Source organism: Pseudomonas edaphica, assembly GCF_965277385.1.
Classification (GTDB): domain Bacteria; phylum Pseudomonadota; class Gammaproteobacteria; order Pseudomonadales; family Pseudomonadaceae; genus Aquipseudomonas; species Aquipseudomonas edaphica.
Window position 1 is genome coordinate 86623 of sequence record NZ_OZ255725.1, and the last position, 18013, is coordinate 104635.

The window sequence follows — 18013 nt, forward strand, 5'->3', positions numbered from 1 at the left end:
AACCCATATGAATACCTCACTGCGTATCGCCATTGTCGGCGCCGGCCCCGGCGGTTTGACCTTGGCGCGTATCCTCCACCGCCACGGCGTGGCCGCCTGCGTATTCGAACGCGAACGCGGGCCGCTGGAACGCCCCCAGGGCGGCACCCTGGATCTGCATGTCGAATCCGGCCAACTGGCGCTGCAGCAGGCCGGGCTGGAAGACGCCTTCCGGCGTATCGCGCGCTATGAAGACCAAGGCGCGCGCCTGATGGATCAGCACGGCCATCTGCTGTTCGAAGCCCCCAACCCCGATGACGGCGAGCGCCCGGAAGTCGACCGCACCCAGTTGCGCCAGATCCTGCTGGATTCGCTGCCTGAAGGCTGTGTGCAATGGGGTGTGAGCATCAATGACATCCGCCCGGCCGGTGTTGCACGCTGGACACTGCATCAAGGCGAGATCACCCACGGCCCCTTCGACCTGGTGGTCGGTGCCGATGGCGCCTGGTCCAAACTGCGCCCATTGCTCTCGCCCTACCTGCCGCAGTACAGCGGGCTGACGTTTATCGAATTCGGCATCGATGATGTCGACCGCCAACACCCGCACATTGCCACGCTGGTGGGGCGCGGCAGCCTGCAAGTGCAAGGCGGCGCCAAGGCGATCATCGTGCAGCGCAACGCCCATGCGCATCTGCGCGGGTATGCGATTTTTCGCGTGCCCACCGAGTGGGCAGCCGACCACCTCAGCCTGCCTGCACTCAAGGCTCAGTTTGCAGGCTGGCACCCGGACATTCTGGCGCTGTTTGAAGCGGCAAATGAAAGCGTCCTGGCCAGGCACATCCACGCCCTGCCGGTGGGCCATCGCTGGGTCCACCGCCAGGGGTTGACGTTGATTGGGGATGCGGCGCACCTGATGTCGCCGTTTGGCGGCGAAGGCGTGAATGCCGCGATGCTCGATGCGGCCGAACTGGCCCAGCAGTTGCTCCACACGCCTGACTGCTCAGCCGCAGTGCAGGCGTATGAAAACCACATGTTCGAACGGGTGATACCGGCAGCCCAGGGCAGCGCCGAGGGCGCCGCCATCCAGTTATCCCACGACAGCCTGGCGCTGTCCCTGGCCTTCCTGAATCAACACCTCACACCTCAGTAACCGAGCGACAACCCGGTATTGCGGCGTGGGTCGTTAGCCCCGTAGAAACGGTTGTTGCCCACCGGCTTGCCACCCAGCGAAGGCGCACCCACCAGGATCGCCGCCAAGTGGTTGGCATCCTGGGGGCCGGCAAACTTGTGGCCCCAGCTTTCGAGAATCTTCTGGGTGTCCGGGCTGACCGCGAAGGTTTCCAGGTTGGTGGTCTCCGGCATCCACTGCTGGTGGAAACGCGGCGCGTCTACCGCTTCCTGGATGTTCATCTTGTAGTCGATGACATTGAGGATGGTCAACAAGGTAGCGGTGATGATCCGGCTGCCGCCCGGTGTACCGACCACCATCACCGCCTTGCCATCCTTGGTGACGATGGTCGGGCTCATCGACGACAGCGGCGCCTTGCCCGGTGCGATGGCGTTGGCTTCGCCCTGCACCAGCCCGTACATGTTCGGCACACCGACCTTGACGGTGAAGTCGTCCATTTCATCGTTGAGGATCACCCCGGTCTTGCTCGCCATCACGCCGGCACCGAACCAGTCGTTGAGGGTGTAGGTCACGGACACCGCGTTACCCCACTTGTCGACGATCGAATAGTGCGTGGTGTTGTTGCCTTCATGGGGCGACACACCCGGCTTGATCGCCTGGGAATCACCCGCCTTCTGCGGCTCAATGGCGGCACGCAGCTTGGCGGCGTAGTCCTTGTCCAACAGGTGCGCGATAGGGTTCTTGACGAAATCCGGGTCACCCAGGTAGCTGTTACGGTCCACGTAAGCGTGACGCATCGCTTCGATCTGGTAGTGCAGGCCTTGGGCCGAGTGATAGCCGAGGTCGGCCATCGGGTAACCTTCGAGGATGTTCATGATCTGGCAGATCACCACACCGCCGGAGCTTGGCGGCGGTGCCGAGACCACGTGGTAGCCACGGTAATCGCACTCGATGGGCGCCAGTTCGCGGGTCTTGTATTTGTCGAGGTCGGCCTGGGTGATGATGCCCTTGCCGGCCTGGCTGGAATCCACCAGCGCCTTGGCCACCCAGCCTTTATAAAAGCCGTCGGTGCCCTTGGCGGAGATTTCCTTGAGGGTCTTGGCCAGGTCTTTCTGCACCAGTTTCTGGCCGACCTGCATCGGTTGGCCGTTGTGCAGGAAGATCCCGCGCAGGTCTTTGTCTTTTTCGAACTCGCCGGTGGCGGTGTGCAGCAGGTCGATATCGCCCTGCTCCAGTTCAAAGCCGTTTTCGGCCAGTTTGATCGCCGGGGCAATCACCTGGGCGCGCTTGAGGGTGCCGTATTTGTTCAGCGCGGTTTCCATGCCGGACACGGTGCCGGGTACGCCGACGGCCAAGTGGCCCTTGGCGCTGAGGCCGTCGATCACCTTGCCGTCTTTGTCCAGGTACATGTCGGCAGTGGCCGCCAGCGGGGCTTTTTCACGGAAGTCCAGGAAGGTCTTGCGCCCATCTGCCAGCTGCACGGTCATAAAGCCACCGCCACCGAGGTTGCCCGCTGCCGGGTACACCACGGCCAGCGCATAGCCCACGGCAACCGCCGCATCCACCGCGTTGCCGCCGGCCTTGAGTACATCCACGCCAACATGAGTGGCCAAATGCTGGGCGGTCACCACCATGCCGTTTTCACCGGCCACCGGGGCTTGTGAGGCGGCTTGCACGCCGTTGACCGTCAACACCAGCGCAGTGGCAATCAGGGTAAGGCTGAAGGGTTGGTATTTCATCCATGGCTACTCTATTTATTGAGGTGCACCAAAATAGCCCGACTAGGATCCAATCCCCAGCGCAATGGCGTTTTTATTACAGAACTTGTCGGTCATAGAACGGGCACGAAAAAGCCCATGCTATATTTCGCGCCCAGACTGGCGGCAAGGCGCTTTGTGATGGCGATCAAGAAGACCGGAATTCGAGCGCAACAGGCCGACCAGACACGTGCGCGTATCTTGCAGGCGGCAGTCAAGGTGTTCACTCGCGACGGCTATTCCGGTGGGCGCGTCGACACTATTTCCAAGGCCGCCGACTCCAACGACCGCATGCTTTATTACTATTTCGGCAGCAAGGAACACCTGTTCGTCTGTGTGCTGGAACATGTCTATGAACAGTTCAATAAGGCCGAAAGCAAACTCAAGCTGGACCTGGGAGACCCCGTGCAAGCCTTGCGTGAACGGGTGGCATTTATCTGGAGCTACTACGTCAAGCACCCCGAGTTCGTAGCGATCCTGAGCATCGAGAATCTGCACCAGGGCAAGCATGCCCAGCAGTCCGGCGAGATGCGCAGGTTGTCGGGCGAAGCGGTTGGCGTCTTGCGCCCGATCATCGAAGCCGGCCAGGCCCAAGGTGTGTTTCGCCAGGACATCGACCTCAAGCACGTGTATTTGATGATTGCCTCGCTCTGCTACTTCTACAACTCCAACCGCCACACGCTCAGTTCGTTCCTGGGTGAAGACTTGGGGGATAAGGAGCATCAGCAGGATTGGCTGGGGTTTATCAGTGACTTGGTGCTGCGTGGTGTAACGCCGATTCCACTGTAGCAACCGGCTCATCCTGTGGGAGCGGGCCTGCCTGCGATGGCGGTCTTTTGGTGTACATATCCGTCACCGCAGCAACGGATATACACCCATAGCCCCTCTCAAAAGCACCACCGAAACAAATAAAACAATCCCATGCTCAACAGCACCGTAATCAACACGCTACGTGTCCAAAACATCAAGGCCACCGCGCAGACTCCCGCCAGCAAGTAAGGATTCGTCGGGCTCAAATTCAGCGTGTGATCAGCGAGAAAAATAATCGGCCCGCAGATCGCCGTCAGCATGCCCGGCACCGCAAACCCCAGGAACTCCCGCGCCCCCCGATTAAGCCGTACCGGCAGGCGCGGCTCGATAAACAGGTATCGGTTAAGGAAAACCACCAGCCCCATGGCCACAATCATGATGTAGATCACTTCTGCCCTACCCCCAGCCGCTTGCAGGCAAACCCCGCACTCATGCCCAACACCCCGGACACCACCACCGCCGACTCCCAGTGCAAAAAGCTCAACCACACCGAAAACAGCAACGACACCGCCACGCACACAACCGTCGGCACATCACGCACCACGGGTGTGATCAACGCGATAAAGGTGGCGGCAATCGAAAACTCCAACCCCAACTGGTCAAGCCCGGGAATGCTTTTGCCAAGCACGATGCCAGCCAGGGTGAAGAGGTTCCAGGCGATGTAGAACGTCAGGCCCACCCCCAGCGCATACCAGCGATTGAACGTCTCGCGGTCATAGTGGTTGACCAGCGCGAAGAACTCATCGGTCAGCAGAAAGCCCAGGCTCATGCGCCAGCGGGCGTTGAGTGACGAGAGTGTCGGGCGCATGTGCATGCCGTAGAGCAAATGTTGGGAAGTCAGCAGCAGCGTGGTCAGCACGATCGAGATCAGGCTGGCGCCGCTCTTGACCATGCCGATGGCCACCAGCTGCGCGGCACCGGCAAACACGATGGCGGACAAGCCCTGGGCCTGCAGCGGGGTAAATTGCGCATCAATGGCCATGGAGCCGGCGAGCAGCCCCCACGGCGCACAGGCCAGGGATAACGGGATAACGGCGATAGCGCCGCGGGCGAAGGCGTAATGCGGTAAGGCAGTGGGCATGGAGACGGCTCATCGACAGACAGTCGACAAGCATGCCAGCGTTTAAAGCGGGTTGTCTTGAACGATCTTGCTCACTCAGGCGAGCTTGACCGATACCTGCTCCACCGAGTCGCGCGCCTCACGCAATTCATGGGCGTCCTGATTGAGCCGGTGAATGGTGTTGAGCAGGCGTTGGCGCAGCACTTCATCGCCGAGCTTTTCGACGGCGCGCATCAGGTCAAACGCCGCGGTTTCGTTATTGTCCGCGACGGAATCGAGGGTCTTGCGCAGGTTGCGAGTGGCACGGGTCACGCGGGTTCATCCTTCATCAGCAATGGGCAGGCACTTTAGGACATTCGTGTTTCATTTTAATTTCAGTCACTTGTGGTGGATTGAGCGGGGTTTGATCCACATCAATCGAATTCAGGAATTGACCTACACATATGGATATTCGTATATTCGGATAACCATATACAAAGAAGACCCTGATCATGTCGGCCCCCTTCTCACCGCCCACCCTGTTCAAATGCCTGGCTGACGCGACTCGCGCCCGCTTGACGTTATTGATCCTGCGCGAAGGCGAACTTTGCGTGTGCGAACTGATCCATGCTCTGGACGACAGCCAGCCAAAGATCTCGCGGCACCTGGCGCAACTGCGCAGTTGCGGGCTGCTGCTGGATCGTCGTCAGGGCCAATGGATCTACTACCGCATCAACCCGGCACTGCCCGCCTGGGTCACGCAAGTGCTGGACACTACCTTGCAAGCCAACCAACCCTGGTTGCACCACGACGCGCAGCGTCTTGATGCCATGGGTGACCGACCACAACGGGCCAGCACCTGCTGCTGAGCCATCGGAGCGTTTATTCATGCTTGTCGCAATTGGCATTTTTATCTTCACCATCGTTCTGGTCATCTGGCAGCCCAAAGGCCTCGGGGTCGGCTGGAGTGCAAGCATGGGCGCCATTCTGGCCCTGGCCTGCGGGGTGATCAGCCTGGCGGATATTCCGGTGGTGTGGCACATCATCTGGAACGCCACCGGCACCTTTGTTGCGCTGATCATCATCAGCCTGCTGCTCGACGAAGCCGGCTTCTTTGCCTGGACCGCCCTGCACGTGGCGCGCTGGGGCCGTGGGCGTGGCCGGCGGCTGTTTGCCTATATGGTGTTGCTGGGCGCGCTGGTCTCGGCGCTGTTTGCCAACGACGGCGCCGCGTTGATCCTCACGCCCATCGTCATGTCGATGCTGCTGGCCTTGCGCTTTTCCCCGGCGGCCACCCTGGCGTTTGTCATGGGCGCTGGGTTTATCGCGGATACCGCGAGCTTGCCGCTGGTGGTGTCGAACCTGGTGAATATCGTCTCGGCGGATTACTTCAAGATCGGCTTCAACGAGTACGCAGCAGTAATGGTGCCGGTGAACTTCGTCAGTGTCGCCGCCACCCTTGCGGTGCTGCTGTGGTTCTTTCGCCGCGACATTCCCCAAGCCTACGACCCGGCCGACCTGGAAGACCCCGCCAGCGCCATCCATGATCGTGCGACCTTCCGCGCGGGCTGGTGGGTGCTGGGTATCTTGCTGGTGGGCTGTTTCGCGCTAGAGCCGCTGGGCATTCCCATCAGTGCGATTTCTGCCGTGTGCGCCGTATTGCTGCTGGTGATCGCCGCCAAGGGCCACAAGATCTCTACGCGCAAAGTATTGAGAGAAGCGCCGTGGCAGATCGTGATCTTTTCCCTGGGCATGTACCTGGTGGTCTACGGCCTGCGTAACGCCGGCCTGACCACCTACCTCGCGACCTGGCTCGACACTTTTGCCACCTACGGCGTGTGGGGCGCGGCCATGGGCACCGGCGTGCTGACGGCGCTGTTGTCGTCGGCGATGAACAACCTGCCGACGGTGCTGATCGGCGCGCTGTCGATCGAGTCCAGCCATGCCGTGGGCGTGGTCAAGGACGCGATGATCTACGCCAACGTGATCGGCAGCGACCTGGGCCCCAAAATCACTCCGATCGGCAGCCTGGCCACCTTGCTGTGGCTGCATATCCTGGCGCGCAAAGGCATCACCATCACTTGGGGTTATTACTTCAAGGTCGGCATCGTGCTGACCTTGCCGGTGCTGTTGATCACCCTCGCCGCCCTCGCCTTGCGCCTGAGTCTCTGAAGGAAATACCGCTATGAAAGTCCTGTTCATGTGTACCGCCAACAGCTGCCGCAGCATCTTGTCCGAGGCGATGTTCAACCACCTGGCGCCGGCAGGTTTCGAGGCGATCAGCTCCGGCAGTTTCCCCAAGGGCCAGGTGCTGCCGCGCAGCCTCAGCACGTTGCAGGCAGCGGGCATCAGTACCGAAGGTTTGTACAGCAAGGGCAATGAGGCCTTTGAGGGCAGCCCGCCGGATGTGGTGATTACAGTGTGCGACAAAGCTGCGGGCGAAGCGTGCCCGGTGTATTTCGGGCCGGCGGTGAAGGCGCACTGGGGGTTGGAAGACCCGTCGGATGTTCAGGGTGACGAGGCCCGTGTAGACGCCGCCTTCGAGGCCACGCTCAGCACCATCGAAAGGCGTTGCAAGGCGTTCCTGGCCTTGCCCTTCGCCCAACTCAGCCCTGCCGAGTTGAAGGCAGAACTGGCCCGCATCGCAGCGCTTTAACCGGAGAACACAATGACCACCCTGCCCAATCTCAACAGCACCCTCGCAGGCCCGCTGCCTGTCGGGCCAGGCCACCCGCCGCGCATCCTGCTGCTTTACGGCTCCACACGCCCGCGCTCATTCAGCCGCTTGCTGGTGGAAGAAGCCGCGCGGCTGTTGCGCCACTTCGGAGCCGACACGCGGATTTTCAACCCTTCGGGCCTGCCGTTGCCCGACGATGCGCCCATCGATCACCCTAAAGTCCAGGAGCTGCTGGACCTGATGCAATGGTCCGAAGGCCAGGTGTGGTGCTCGCCCGAGCGCCACGGTTCGATGTCGGCAGTGTTCAAGGCCCAGCTCGACTGGGTGCCGCTGGCCCTCGGCGCCGTTCGCCCGACCCAGGGCAAAACGCTGGCGGTGATGCAGGTGTCCGGCGGCTCGCAATCGTTCAACACCGTCAACCAACTGCGCGTGCTGGGGCGCTGGATGCGCATGTTCACGATCCCCAACCAATCCTCGGTGCCCAAGGCGTTCATGGAGTTCGATGACCAGGACCGCATGAAACCATCGGCGCTTTACGATCGCGTGGTGGATGTGATGGAAGAGTTGGTGAAGTTCACCGTTTTGCTGCGTGATCGCCCGGAGCTGGTGGACCGCTATTCAGAGCGTAAGGAAAGCGCCGATGAGCTGTCGCAGCGTGTCAACCAACGGTCGATTTGAGCAGCCCTGCTGGCGTATGCTCGCGCCAACCGCATCCTGAGCTGAATCATGAGCACTCTGCACCACGCCTTGCTGGGCAACTACGAAGTCAGCAGTACAGCCTGCACGGGCCTGACCTTTGCCAGACACAGCCATGATGAGTGTGTAATCGGCGTCAACCTGGTCGGTGAGGAAAAGGTCTGGCTGGACCGCCGCGAATTCGAGGCCGGGCCGGGCAGCATTACCCTGTATAACCCCGGTCAGATTCAGGGCGGCGGCGCGGCGCAAGGCGCGCCTTGGCACTTTGTCAGCCTGTATGCCACAGCCGATCAGCTGGCGGCTGACCTTGGGTTGGCGCAGCTGGAGTTCGATCGCTCGTTGTGCTTCCAACCTGATCTGGCGCAGCGCCTGGCGGTAGCGGTGAAAGGCGCCTTGAGTACCGATGCATTGGTCCGCGATCTCAATGAAGAGGCGTTGGTGTTGCTACTGGGTGAAGTGGTCGGCGTCAGTGGTGTACGTGTGCCTGGCAGCATGGCAACGGGCAAAAGCATGATCAACCGCGCCCAGGAATTGCTCGCTGCACACTTGCATCAAGGGTTGCCTCTAGGCCACCTCGGCGATGAGCTGGGATTGTCCAAATTCCATCTGCTGCGCGCTTTCCAGAAGGAAACCGGACTCAGCCCGCGCCAGTGGGCGATGCAACTGCGCACCCGCCGCGCCAAAGGCCTGTTGCGCAACGGGGTGGCGGCCGGCGAAGTCGCCCATGACTTGGGCTTTGCTGACCAAAGCCACCTCAACCGCCATTTTCGCGCCGCCTATGGCATCACGCCCGGCCGCTATCAAAGCGTGTTGAAGCGCTGAACAGCGCAATCTGGTTCAAGACGAACGCTTTCCCCATCGCCACACTGCCTGGACTTTCTTGAAGGAACGCGGGCATGTTGACGATCTTCTTTTATGCGCTGGTATTCGGTTTTGTGTTTTGCCTCTCGCCCGGTGCCGTGCTGGCGGAAACGTTGCGCCGTGGCTTGCTGCACGGTTTTACCCCGGCCTTGCTGGTGCAGATCGGCTCATTGGTAGGCGATGCGGTATGGGCGGTGATCGGCCTTACCGGCATCGCCTTGCTGATCCAGCATGACGCGGTGCGTGTACCCCTGACGGTGGTCTGCGCGCTGTACCTGGCCTGGCTGGGTATCCGCAGCTTGATTGATGCCTGGCGCTTGCCCGAGGCGAGCGACGCGCCCGCCAGCTCCGGGCAAAATGCGCTGGCGGTGGGCGCGGCGATTTCACTGGCTAACCCGAAAAACATCGTCTATTGGGGCGCGCTGGGCAGCGCCTTGTCCGGCATCGTCGGGGCTGCGCCCAGCCATGGGCAAACACTGATGTTTTTTGCAGGCTTTATGCTGGCCTCGGTGTTGTCCTGCTTTCTGATTGCAGCGTTGGTCAACCTGCTGCGCAAGAACGCCTCAGCGTTATGGCAACGCATCAGTTATGGCGCCTGTGGTGTGGTATTGATTTATCTGGCAGTTCTGGCCGCGCAAGGCATATGAAGTTATATAAGGTGAAACTTGTCTGCGCCTCTTATCTGAATGAACTCTGAACACAGGGTAATTTAACTCATCCTGCGTTGACATTTTGCAACCAGCTAAGTAGATTGCCCCTGCCCACAACTGGGGCCTTTTTTAAACCTCACAAAAGAAGCCAATGGACACAGTATCTAGTCGCTGTCCGAGCACCGTTCACGCGGGCATCGGGCGCCAAACCCAGAATATGACAGGACTCGCCTTCCAGGTCCGGTAAGCTGCGCTAGAGCTTGATGCTCCACCGTAACTGCCTCACCGGTCGCCCGTCCGGTCCCGAGGTGTGTTATGACCTTTCAACTGATTGTTTTGCTTGACATTCGCACGCTAGCCGCAGCCCTGCGCGCCAAGCTGTGCCGCGAGCCCGCTGGCTTTTCACCTACCCGCTCGGCCTTTGCTGCACCCTCTCCCCTAGCCAGTAAAGATCAGCTGCGCCCAGCTCCCCCGCTGGCGCACTGGCGTGTCTGCCCTGCCAGCGGCCAATTGCTGCAGCACTGGGACCACGCTGACCCTCAAGACCCGCAGAGACCTCAGGTTTCCACCCTGGCTCAAGCCAGCCTGTTGCTCGGTTTTTACCTGAGCAATCGCGCCGCTTAAACCAGCTGGAAACAGCAACTTCCTGATAATTATTCTGGAGTTCGTTATGAACACATCCAGTAGTAGCCCGCTGCGCGCCAGTTAACTAACGCGCACTTGGCGGGCGCTGTAGAAGTTATGTGAACACCCTATTTAAACCGATCGCGAAGTCCGCGGCTCGGCATGCTTTCGCTCGCCTGTATTCAGGTAAGTACCGGGTATGTTTTGTCGAGAATTGGCGACAGGAGTACAGACAATGAGCGCCGTAAAAAACACGCCTCTGCACAAAAAGAATGGCACCGACACCGACACCAAACTGTCGATGCGTGCCGCCCGTGAAGCCCAGAACGGCCTGTCGGCCACCCTCGCCAATGTGCGTGCCACCCAGGACGGCCTGACCGAACTGGACGCCTCGGCACGTCTGCAACGCGAAGGCTACAACGAAGTGGCCCACGACAAGCCGCCTCACGCCATCGTCCAGTTCCTGCAGGCACTGAACAACCCGTTCATCTATGTACTGCTGACGCTCGCCGGGATCAGCTTTGTCACTGACTACTGGTTACCATTGCAGGCCGGTGAAGAAGTGGATTTGACCAAGGTCATCATCATCATGACCATGGTGCTGCTCAGCAGCCTGCTGCGTTTCTGGCAGGAGCACCGCTCGGCCAAATCCGCCGAAGCCCTCAAAGCCATGGTGCGCACCACCGCCACCGTATTGCGCCGCGAGCAAGTCGGCAGCCAGCCGATCCTGCGCGAAGTGCCGATGCGCGACCTGGTCGCCGGTGACATCGTGCAGCTGTCTGCCGGCGACATGATTCCGGCCGATATCCGCCTGATCGAATCCCGCGACCTGTTTATCAGCCAGGCCGTGCTGACCGGCGAAGCCTTGCCGGTAGAGAAGTACGACACCCTGGGCGATGTCACGCAAAAATCCGCCTCTACACTGGCGGCCGACCAAGGCAACCTGCTGGACCTGCCGAACATCTGCTTCATGGGCACCAACGTGGTCAGCGGCCGCGCCAAGGCCGTGGTGGTCGCTACCGGGCCGCGCACTTACTTCGGCTCCCTGGCCAAGGCAATTGTCGGCTCCCGCGTGCAAACCGCCTTCGACCGTGGGGTGAACAGCGTCAGCTGGCTGTTGATCCGCTTCATGCTGGTGATGGTGCCGATCGTGTTCTTCCTCAATGGCTTCTCCAAGGGTGACTGGGGCGATGCGTTCCTGTTTGCCCTGGCGGTGGCCGTGGGCCTGACCCCGGAAATGCTGCCGATGATCGTCAGCGCCAACCTGGCCAAGGGGGCTACCGCCATGGCCAAGCGCAAAGTGGTGGTCAAGCGCCTCAATGCGATCCAGAACTTCGGTTCGATGGACGTGTTGTGCACCGACAAGACCGGCACGCTGACCCAGGACAAGATCATCCTCGAGCATCACGTCAACGCCTTCGGCCAGCGTGATGACGCGGTGCTGTCCCTGGCCTGGCTCAACAGCTTCCACCAGAGCGGCATGAAGAACCTGATGGACCAGGCCGTGGTGCAGTTCTCGGAGCAGAACCCCAAGTTCCAGCTACCACTGGCCTACAGCAAGGTCGATGAACTGCCGTTCGACTTCGTACGCCGTCGCTTGTCGATTGTGGTGCGCGACACGGCCGGCGACCAGTTGCTGGTGTGCAAGGGCGCCGTGGAAGAGATGTTGAGCATCTCCACGCACATGCTCGAAGGTGGCACCGCCGTGCCGCTGGATGATCAACGCCGTGAAGAACTGTTGGCATTGGCCAACGACTACAACGAAGACGGCTTCCGCGTCTTGGTGGTGGCGACCCGCAATATCCCTAAATCCATGGCGCGCCAGCAGTACACCACGGCCGATGAGCGCAACCTGGTGATCCAGGGCTTCCTGACCTTCCTTGATCCACCGAAGGAAACCGCAGGCCCGGCGATTGCCGCGCTGCAACAAATCGGCGTAGCGGTAAAAGTGTTGACCGGTGACAACGCTGTGGTCACCAGCAAGATCTGCCGCCAGGTCGGCCTGGAGCCCGGCCAGCCGCTGCTGGGTGTGGAAATCGAAGCGATGGACGATGCCACGCTGCTGCGTCGCGTCGAAGAACGCACAGTGTTTGCCAAGCTCACGCCACTGCAGAAGTCCCGCGTACTCAAAGCCTTGCAAGCCAACGGCCACACCGTGGGCTTCCTCGGCGACGGCATCAACGATGCCCCGGCGCTGCGTGATGCCGACGTGGGTATCTCGGTGGACAGCGGCACCGATATCGCCAAGGAATCGGCCGATATCATCCTGCTGGAAAAGAGCCTGATGGTGCTGGAAGAAGGCGTGCTCAAGGGCCGCGAAACCTTCGGCAACATCATGAAGTACCTGAACATGACCGCCAGCTCCAACTTCGGCAACGTGTTCTCGGTGCTGGTGGCCAGTGCGTTCATCCCGTTCATGCCGATGCTGGCGATTCACCTGCTGCTGCAAAACCTGATGTACGACATCTCCCAGCTGGCCTTGCCATGGGACAAGATGGACAAGGAATACCTGGCCAAACCGCGCAAGTGGGATGCGAAAAACATCGGCCGCTTCATGATCTGGATCGGGCCAACCTCGTCGATCTTCGACATCACCACCTTTGCGCTGATGTGGTACGTGTTCAGCGCCAACAGCGTGGAAATGCAGACGCTTTTCCAGTCCGGCTGGTTTATCGAGGGCCTGCTCTCGCAAACCCTGGTGGTGCATATGTTGCGCACCCGCAAGATCCCGTTCTTCCAGAGCACAGCTGCCTGGCCGGTGTTGATGATGACCACCATCGTCATCTGCCTGGGGATCTACGTGCCGTTCTCGCCGCTGGGCACCCTGGTGGGCCTGGAGCCGCTACCGCTGGCGTACTTCCCATGGCTGGTCGGTACCCTGCTCGCCTACTGCTGCGTGGCCCAACTGATGAAAACGATCTACATCCGCCGCTTCAAGCAGTGGTACTGATCACCCCCGCCGTTTAAACGGTGGCGGTCGCCCGATCGCCACCGTGCATCACAAGGACCCTGACTATGCGCATCCTGATCTGTGCAGGTCGTCATTACGCCGACACCAAAAAGACCCGCCAAGTGCTGGACGCCTACCACCGCTTGCGCCCGGTGCAGGTATTGATACACGGCGGCAACCAGTTCCTGGGCAGCGACATCGAGGAATGGGCGCGGGAAATGAGCATCGACGTGGTGCGCTACCCGCCCAATTGGCAACGCCACGGCAAGCAGGCGGAACGCCAGCGCAACCATTTCATGCTCGCCGACAGCCGCCCCGACGTGATCATCGCCCTGCCGGGTGGTGACGACACCTCGGAGCTGGTCTGCCAGGCCAAAGCCAGCGGCATTTCGGTGCTGACCGTAGAAAGCTGAATTCAAGCGAGGTGCATCATGCACAAAAAACACAGCCCTGAACGTCACGACGGGTTTGCCAAATATCGCGCGCGCCATTATCGCGGCGCTCGCCACACCCTGCTGTTGCTGCCACCGGCCAAGCGCCGCGCGCTGCAACGTAACCTGATCTTTATCGGCACCACACTGGGCCTTATTTTACTGATCGCGCTGTTTTCCAAAGCCCAGGCGGCCGGCGGCTCCTATGTGGTCGACGACGGCGGGATCAACGATCCGGGCGAGTGCAGCGTCGACGCCTGGTACACCGCCAACCGGCATCAAGGCAACATTCATAACCAGACGCTTAACCCGGCGTGTACCTTCAGCGCGCTACCTGCCGTGGAATGGAGTGCAGCACTGTCGCGCGCCAGCAATGCGGGGGAAGCCGAGACGCAAATCAGCCCGCAGGTAAAGGCCCAAGTGTGGTCGCAGGAGGCGTTGGGGCTGCAAATCGCGGTGTCTGCCACCAGCCACTTTGCCCTGGACCGCCAGCATGCATTCGACGGCGCGGACTTTAATGTACCGTTGACCTGGCAACCGGTGCAGGCATTGCGCCTGAGCCTCAATGGCGGCTGGACCCATGCCTACAACGGCGGAGAACAAAACCACCGCCTGACGTGGGGCGCAGGCTTTGAGTACCAGTTGGCAGACGCGCTCACGCTGATCGGTGAGCGCTACGGCCAGGAAGGCGGTGACCAGGCTTGGCAGGCCGGGCCGCGGTTCCATGTGGGCAAGCTGGTGGATGTGGATGTAGTGGTCGGGCAGAGCCTCACCGGTGATCACAACCAATGGTTGACCACCGGCGCGACCGTGCGTTTTTAAGGTTTTTTAGCTTGCTGCTCCAGGTGTAGTTGCAACTCTGGTTCGAGTCGCAACTGCGCCGCCAGTTCGTCTAGATAGCTGCGCTCCTTCGGCGCCTGGTCATTGACCAGCATCACGCTGGCCAGGTAGACCTCGGTCGCCAGCGCCGGGTCAGCGGCATATTCGGCAAAGTCGGCGGCGTTCAGCGGCTTGGCGACTTCTTCGTCGAGCCACTGCTGCAACTGAGGGTCGTCGGTATGGCGGCCTATCTCGGCTGAGATCATTTGCTTCTCGTTGTCATCGATACTGCCGTCGGCCTTCGCTGCCGCGATCAGAGCGCGTAACACCGCATGGCTATGAGCTTCAGCTTCCTGACCATCAAGCTGGTCAACCGTCTGGATGGCTTGCTGCGGTGCGCTGGCCTGCTGGCGTTGCCAGGCCTGGTACGCCTGGAAAGCCGCCATGCCCAAGGAGGCCAATGCTGCGTAGTTCATCCCACCGGAGCGCGTTTGGGTGGTGCCACCTGCAGGTGCACCGCCCAACAATCCGCCCAGGCCACCTAATAAACCACCCAGCCCACCGCCTGCCGAAGCGCTGCCGCTGCCGGAGCTGTTCAACAGGCCGCCCAGTAAACCACCCAGGCCGCCGAGCCCACCGCCCTGCGCACCGCCTGAGCCGCCGCCTTGCTGGCTGGCACGCAGCAGTTGTTCCAGTAAATTGCCGGTATTCATGGTGTCACTCTCCCGCAGCGTAATATTGGCGTTCAACAACCATAGCCCGCCTGCGCAGGAACACCAAGACCGCCGAGCGGGCACGCCTTATGATGGCCTCACCACGTTGAAGGAGAAACCTTGTGAACCGTCTTGAGCACATAGTGTTGATGGCTGACTACAACCAGTGGATGAACCGCAAAGTCTATGCCGCCGCCAGCCAGCTTACCGACGCAGAGCTGACCACGGACCGGCAGGCATTCTTCGGCTCGATCCTCGGCACACTCAATCACCTGACGCTGGGGGACACGGTGTGGCTCAAGCGATTCGCCGAGCATCCGGCAGGCTTTGCCCGGCTGGCGCCATTAACGTCGATTGCCACGCCCTCTGACTTGAAGCAACTGGCTTTCGCCAACCTGCGCGAGCTGGCGGCCCGCCGCACCTGGCTTGACCAACTGATCATCGACTGGGCCAACAGCCTGCGCGAGCCCGATCTGGACCAGCGCTTGCAGTACCACAACATGCGCGGCGTGGCGAACCACAAGCCGTTCTTCGCGCTGCTGGTGCATTTTTTCAACCACCAGACCCACCACCGAGGCCAGGCAACCACGTTGCTGACCCAGGCGGGCGTGGACGTCGGTGATACCGACTTGCTGGCCTTGATTGATTGAACTCAGCCGGCACTGAAGGTGGCGTAAGCCTGCATCAAGCGCGGGAAGTCCTGCGGCTCGGGCAGTTGCGCGAAGCTTTCGAGCGCCGGCGTCGCGGCCCAAGGCAGTTTTTCGCTGGTCCAGGTTTCCATGAACGGCACGTAATCGCGGGCGTTATCCAGCAAGGTTGCGCGCACATTGACGAACTCATCGATGCCATGGGGGCGCGTAAACAGCCAGCTCATGCAGTGCGGGCAGCAATAATGGCGGTCCACGCCGTGCAAGCCACCTATCACCGGGCAACCCTGGGTCACGGTGAAGCCTGCGGCCGGAATCAACGCGCTAAGGGAAAACGCACTGGCGGTCATCTTCTGGCAGCCGTTGCAATGGCACGCCATGGTGATTACCGGCGGCAAACTCACACTGAAACGCACCCGGTTACAACGACAACTGCCTTCCAACGGCAAGGTTTCAACGCTCATCACTCACTCCTTTTCATGATTGTTGGCACCGCAGGGTAGCGTGAACTGCCCCCGGAATAAAACCGAACGCCGCGCCGCCTGTGAGGTCACAACCCTGAGGGTGCGGGGTTGTTTGCCCGCGCCCTGCCCACGCGCCGCCGCTGCTTTATGGCCGCGCGTACCCCCATAAGAAGGAGACGCTTACATGGTCACTCACTTCAAGGTCGCCGGGCATCTGGCTTGCGGCCATCACGGCACCAACCTCACGTCCAGCACCGAGCTGAACCGAGTCAAATGCCGCACCTGCCGCAATACCGACGCCTACAAAGAAGCGCGCCGCACCCAGCGCAACGCTGCCCGCCGCTCCGCGCGCAAAGCCAAAACCCATACTGCCGTTGACTGGCGCAGTGCCTGGACGCAACGCCTCACCGACTTGCCTGGGCTGCAGCGCCTGCCACGCGGTTTCAGTGGGCAGCCATTTGTCTGAGCTGTTCAGGCGTTGAAAACAGATTAACCCGGTTCCCATCGGGATCCTGCAGCAGATGCTAGGTGTCAGTGCGCCTTGTGCTCGGCTGGCGGTGCATCGGCCTGCAACTTCTGCACGTCGCTGACCGCCAGCTCACTCGACTGGCCACCCCAACCCTGGCGCAGATAGTTGAGCAGGTCGGTCAGCTGTTGGTGATTGAGCTTGTCGGCAAAGCCCGGCATCGGTTGCATGCGCTCGAACCCGGTGAATTGCTGCTCGCCGATGCCGTCCTCGATCACCCGCAGCAGGTTGCGCGGGTCTTCCAGGCGCAGCGTGGTGTTGCCGCGCATGGCCACCGCGATGTGCGGCTTGCCCTCGCCGTTCGGCGCGTGGCAACCGGCGCAGACGTTCAGATAGTCCTGGCGGCCGCGTTGGGCGCTTGGGCTCATGGCGTCCAGCGACGTCTCGCTCAGCACCTTGGCCACCGGCGGTTGATCGCCCAGCAGGAAAGTCGCCATGGCGGCCAGGTCCGGATCGCTCAGGCCCTGGGTGCTGTTGTGGAACACCGGGAACATCTCATTGAACATCGTGCCCTGGGCACTCATGCCGTGCTTGAGGAACGTGCTCAGGTCCTGATGATTCCAGCCGCGAGCGGCCAGGTCATTGGCCAACAGGCTGGGTGCCAGATAGCCATTGAGCAGGCCGCCGGTCAGGCGTTTATCCTGCTGCATTGCGCCGGGCAAGCCCCGAGGCGTGTGGCATTCGCCGCAGTGGCCGAGCACCTCGACCATGTATTGGCCACGCTGGAATGCTTCACTTTTGCCCTCGGTCGGGGCAAGTTTCACATCCTTGCCGTAGAGCATGTTCCAGCCCATCAGGCCCAGACGAACGTTGAATGGAAAGCTCAGGCGCGTAACCGGCGCCGCACGCTCGATAGGCTCGATGGTTTTCAGGTACGCATGGATCGCGTCCGAATCTGCACGGGGCATCAAGTGGTACGAGGTGTACGGCATCGCCGGGTACAGATTCGCGCCGTCCCGGCGTTTGCCTTCGGTGAGCGCGGCGAAGAATTCGTCATCGGTGTACAGGCCAATGCCGTGCTCTTTGCTCGGGGTGATGTTGGTGCCATAGATGGTGCCGAACGGCGAAATGATCGGCAGACCGCCTGCAAACGGTGCGCCACCCGGTGCGGTGTGGCAGGCCATGCAGTCAGCGGCGCGGGCGAGGTATTCGCCGCGTTTGACTTGATCGTCCGCGTGCGCCAACACCACCGGCGCGGCCAGGCCAACCGCCAGCGCAAGACGGGAAAGTAGTTGTTTCAT

21 protein-coding genes are annotated in these 18013 nt (G+C 61.1%); 14 read left to right on the top strand and 7 right to left on the bottom strand.

Going from position 1 to position 18013, the window contains the following annotated elements; all coding sequences use genetic code 11:
• Positions 1-7: 7 nt before the first annotated feature.
• On the top strand, positions 8-1129 hold the full coding sequence (locus ACQY47_RS00420; RefSeq protein ID WP_428554558.1) for an FAD-dependent oxidoreductase: 1122 nt from the start codon (positions 8-10) through the stop codon (positions 1127-1129).
• On the opposite strand, the gene ggt is transcribed toward ACQY47_RS00420, so the two are convergent.
• Positions 1123-2847: a gamma-glutamyltransferase gene (gene ggt / locus ACQY47_RS00425; protein ID WP_428554561.1), complete on the bottom strand. Its 1725-nt coding sequence runs from the start codon at positions 2845-2847 to the stop codon at positions 1123-1125. The genes ACQY47_RS00420 and ggt overlap by 7 nt on opposite strands.
• Before the next feature lie 159 nt (positions 2848-3006).
• On the opposite strand from ggt, the gene ACQY47_RS00430 reads away from it, so the two are divergent.
• Positions 3007-3654 carry a TetR/AcrR family transcriptional regulator gene (locus ACQY47_RS00430; RefSeq protein ID WP_176992183.1) on the top strand — a complete coding sequence of 216 codons (648 nt, stop codon included), beginning with the start codon at positions 3007-3009 and terminating at the stop codon, positions 3652-3654.
• Between the two features lie 98 nt (positions 3655-3752).
• On the opposite strand, the gene ACQY47_RS00435 is transcribed toward ACQY47_RS00430, so the two are convergent.
• From ACQY47_RS00435 to ACQY47_RS00445, 3 genes are all read right to left on the bottom strand, one after another.
• On the bottom strand, positions 3753-4064 hold the full coding sequence (locus ACQY47_RS00435) for an AzlD domain-containing protein (RefSeq protein ID WP_017138829.1): 312 nt from the start codon (positions 4062-4064) through the stop codon (positions 3753-3755).
• Positions 4061-4756: an AzlC family ABC transporter permease gene (locus ACQY47_RS00440; RefSeq protein ID WP_017138830.1), complete on the bottom strand. Its 696-nt coding sequence runs from the start codon at positions 4754-4756 to the stop codon at positions 4061-4063. Before ACQY47_RS00440 ends, ACQY47_RS00435 begins: the two co-directional genes overlap by 4 nt.
• 75 nt (positions 4757-4831) lie before the next feature.
• Entirely contained in the window at positions 4832-5047 is a 216-nt protein-coding gene (locus ACQY47_RS00445; protein ID WP_017138831.1) for a hypothetical protein, read from the bottom strand.
• Between the two features lie 179 nt (positions 5048-5226).
• Here ACQY47_RS00445 and ACQY47_RS00450 point away from each other — a divergent pair, with 179 nt between their 5' ends.
• The 10 genes from ACQY47_RS00450 to ACQY47_RS00495 all read left to right on the top strand — a co-directional run bounded on the left by ACQY47_RS00450 (position 5227) and on the right by ACQY47_RS00495 (position 14425).
• Positions 5227-5583, top strand: coding sequence for a metalloregulator ArsR/SmtB family transcription factor (locus ACQY47_RS00450; RefSeq protein WP_138454111.1), 357 nt, complete (start codon positions 5227-5229; stop codon positions 5581-5583).
• Positions 5584-5602: 19 nt separating this feature from the next.
• Positions 5603-6886, top strand: a complete 1284-nt coding sequence (locus ACQY47_RS00455) for an arsenic transporter (RefSeq protein WP_428554568.1) — start codon at positions 5603-5605, stop codon at positions 6884-6886.
• Between the two features lie 13 nt (positions 6887-6899).
• Positions 6900-7370, top strand: a complete 471-nt coding sequence (locus tag ACQY47_RS00460; RefSeq protein WP_428554571.1) for an arsenate reductase ArsC — start codon at positions 6900-6902, stop codon at positions 7368-7370.
• Positions 7371-7382: 12 nt separating this feature from the next.
• Positions 7383-8069 (top strand): arsenical resistance protein ArsH, encoded by a 687-nt coding sequence (arsH, locus tag ACQY47_RS00465; RefSeq protein WP_170037494.1) that lies wholly within the window; start codon positions 7383-7385, stop codon positions 8067-8069.
• A gap of 48 nt (positions 8070-8117) precedes the next feature.
• Positions 8118-8909: an AraC family transcriptional regulator gene (locus tag ACQY47_RS00470; protein ID WP_428554576.1), complete on the top strand. Its 792-nt coding sequence runs from the start codon at positions 8118-8120 to the stop codon at positions 8907-8909.
• Between the two features lie 74 nt (positions 8910-8983).
• On the top strand, positions 8984-9595 hold the full coding sequence (locus ACQY47_RS00475; RefSeq protein WP_428554579.1) for a LysE family transporter: 612 nt from the start codon (positions 8984-8986) through the stop codon (positions 9593-9595).
• Positions 9596-9913: 318 nt separating this feature from the next.
• The gene (locus tag ACQY47_RS00480) at positions 9914-10222 is read left to right on the top strand and encodes a hypothetical protein (RefSeq protein WP_428554582.1); all 309 of its coding nucleotides are present in this window, start codon (positions 9914-9916) and stop codon (positions 10220-10222) included.
• A gap of 235 nt (positions 10223-10457) precedes the next feature.
• Positions 10458-13172 (top strand): magnesium-translocating P-type ATPase, encoded by a 2715-nt coding sequence (gene mgtA, locus ACQY47_RS00485; protein WP_170037503.1) that lies wholly within the window; start codon positions 10458-10460, stop codon positions 13170-13172.
• Positions 13173-13237: 65 nt separating this feature from the next.
• A complete protein-coding gene (locus ACQY47_RS00490) occupies positions 13238-13585 on the top strand; it encodes a DUF2493 domain-containing protein (RefSeq protein WP_026013827.1) in 348 nt (115 codons plus the stop codon).
• Between the two features lie 18 nt (positions 13586-13603).
• Positions 13604-14425: a hypothetical protein gene (locus ACQY47_RS00495; RefSeq protein ID WP_428554587.1), complete on the top strand. Its 822-nt coding sequence runs from the start codon at positions 13604-13606 to the stop codon at positions 14423-14425.
• Here ACQY47_RS00495 and ACQY47_RS00500 read toward each other — a convergent pair.
• Positions 14422-15135, bottom strand: coding sequence for a tellurite resistance TerB family protein (locus ACQY47_RS00500; RefSeq protein ID WP_428554590.1), 714 nt, complete (start codon positions 15133-15135; stop codon positions 14422-14424). The genes ACQY47_RS00495 and ACQY47_RS00500 overlap by 4 nt on opposite strands.
• 122 nt (positions 15136-15257) lie before the next feature.
• Between ACQY47_RS00500 and ACQY47_RS00505 the strand changes: the two genes are divergently transcribed.
• A complete protein-coding gene (locus ACQY47_RS00505) occupies positions 15258-15785 on the top strand; it encodes a DinB family protein (RefSeq protein WP_099549714.1) in 528 nt (175 codons plus the stop codon).
• A gap of 2 nt (positions 15786-15787) precedes the next feature.
• On the opposite strand, the gene ACQY47_RS00510 is transcribed toward ACQY47_RS00505, so the two are convergent.
• Positions 15788-16246, bottom strand: a complete 459-nt coding sequence (locus ACQY47_RS00510; RefSeq protein WP_428554595.1) for a GFA family protein — start codon at positions 16244-16246, stop codon at positions 15788-15790.
• A gap of 184 nt (positions 16247-16430) precedes the next feature.
• Between ACQY47_RS00510 and ACQY47_RS00515 the strand changes: the two genes are divergently transcribed.
• Complete coding sequence (locus ACQY47_RS00515) at positions 16431-16712, top strand: hypothetical protein (RefSeq protein ID WP_017138846.1); 282 nt, start codon at positions 16431-16433, stop codon at positions 16710-16712.
• Positions 16713-16777: 65 nt separating this feature from the next.
• Here the strand turns inward: ACQY47_RS00515 and ACQY47_RS00520 are convergent, their stop codons facing one another.
• Positions 16778-18013 carry a c-type cytochrome gene (locus ACQY47_RS00520; RefSeq protein ID WP_017138847.1) on the bottom strand — a complete coding sequence of 412 codons (1236 nt, stop codon included), beginning with the start codon at positions 18011-18013 and terminating at the stop codon, positions 16778-16780.

What these genes read in the sequence shown, in the direction of transcription:
- ACQY47_RS00440 (WP_017138830.1), bottom strand. Translation starts at nt 4,756, where the DNA reads ATGCCCACTGCCTTACCGCATTACGCCTTCGCCCGCGGCGCTATCGCC.
- ACQY47_RS00455 (WP_428554568.1), top strand. Translation starts at nt 5,603, where the DNA reads ATGCTTGTCGCAATTGGCATTTTTATCTTCACCATCGTTCTGGTCATC.
- ACQY47_RS00520 (WP_017138847.1), bottom strand. Translation starts at nt 18,013, where the DNA reads ATGAAACAACTACTTTCCCGTCTTGCGCTGGCGGTTGGCCTGGCCGCG.
- ACQY47_RS00450 (WP_138454111.1), top strand. Translation starts at nt 5,227, where the DNA reads ATGTCGGCCCCCTTCTCACCGCCCACCCTGTTCAAATGCCTGGCTGAC.
- mgtA (WP_170037503.1), top strand. Translation starts at nt 10,458, where the DNA reads ATGAGCGCCGTAAAAAACACGCCTCTGCACAAAAAGAATGGCACCGAC.
- ACQY47_RS00515 (WP_017138846.1), top strand. Translation starts at nt 16,431, where the DNA reads ATGGTCACTCACTTCAAGGTCGCCGGGCATCTGGCTTGCGGCCATCAC.
- ACQY47_RS00460 (WP_428554571.1), top strand. Translation starts at nt 6,900, where the DNA reads ATGAAAGTCCTGTTCATGTGTACCGCCAACAGCTGCCGCAGCATCTTG.
- ACQY47_RS00495 (WP_428554587.1), top strand. Translation starts at nt 13,604, where the DNA reads ATGCACAAAAAACACAGCCCTGAACGTCACGACGGGTTTGCCAAATAT.
- ACQY47_RS00500 (WP_428554590.1), bottom strand. Translation starts at nt 15,135, where the DNA reads ATGAATACCGGCAATTTACTGGAACAACTGCTGCGTGCCAGCCAGCAA.
- ACQY47_RS00420 (WP_428554558.1), top strand. Translation starts at nt 8, where the DNA reads ATGAATACCTCACTGCGTATCGCCATTGTCGGCGCCGGCCCCGGCGGT.
- ACQY47_RS00430 (WP_176992183.1), top strand. Translation starts at nt 3,007, where the DNA reads ATGGCGATCAAGAAGACCGGAATTCGAGCGCAACAGGCCGACCAGACA.
- ACQY47_RS00490 (WP_026013827.1), top strand. Translation starts at nt 13,238, where the DNA reads ATGCGCATCCTGATCTGTGCAGGTCGTCATTACGCCGACACCAAAAAG.
- arsH (WP_170037494.1), top strand. Translation starts at nt 7,383, where the DNA reads ATGACCACCCTGCCCAATCTCAACAGCACCCTCGCAGGCCCGCTGCCT.
- ACQY47_RS00475 (WP_428554579.1), top strand. Translation starts at nt 8,984, where the DNA reads ATGTTGACGATCTTCTTTTATGCGCTGGTATTCGGTTTTGTGTTTTGC.
- ggt (WP_428554561.1), bottom strand. Translation starts at nt 2,847, where the DNA reads ATGAAATACCAACCCTTCAGCCTTACCCTGATTGCCACTGCGCTGGTG.
- ACQY47_RS00510 (WP_428554595.1), bottom strand. Translation starts at nt 16,246, where the DNA reads ATGAGCGTTGAAACCTTGCCGTTGGAAGGCAGTTGTCGTTGTAACCGG.
- ACQY47_RS00470 (WP_428554576.1), top strand. Translation starts at nt 8,118, where the DNA reads ATGAGCACTCTGCACCACGCCTTGCTGGGCAACTACGAAGTCAGCAGT.
- ACQY47_RS00480 (WP_428554582.1), top strand. Translation starts at nt 9,914, where the DNA reads ATGACCTTTCAACTGATTGTTTTGCTTGACATTCGCACGCTAGCCGCA.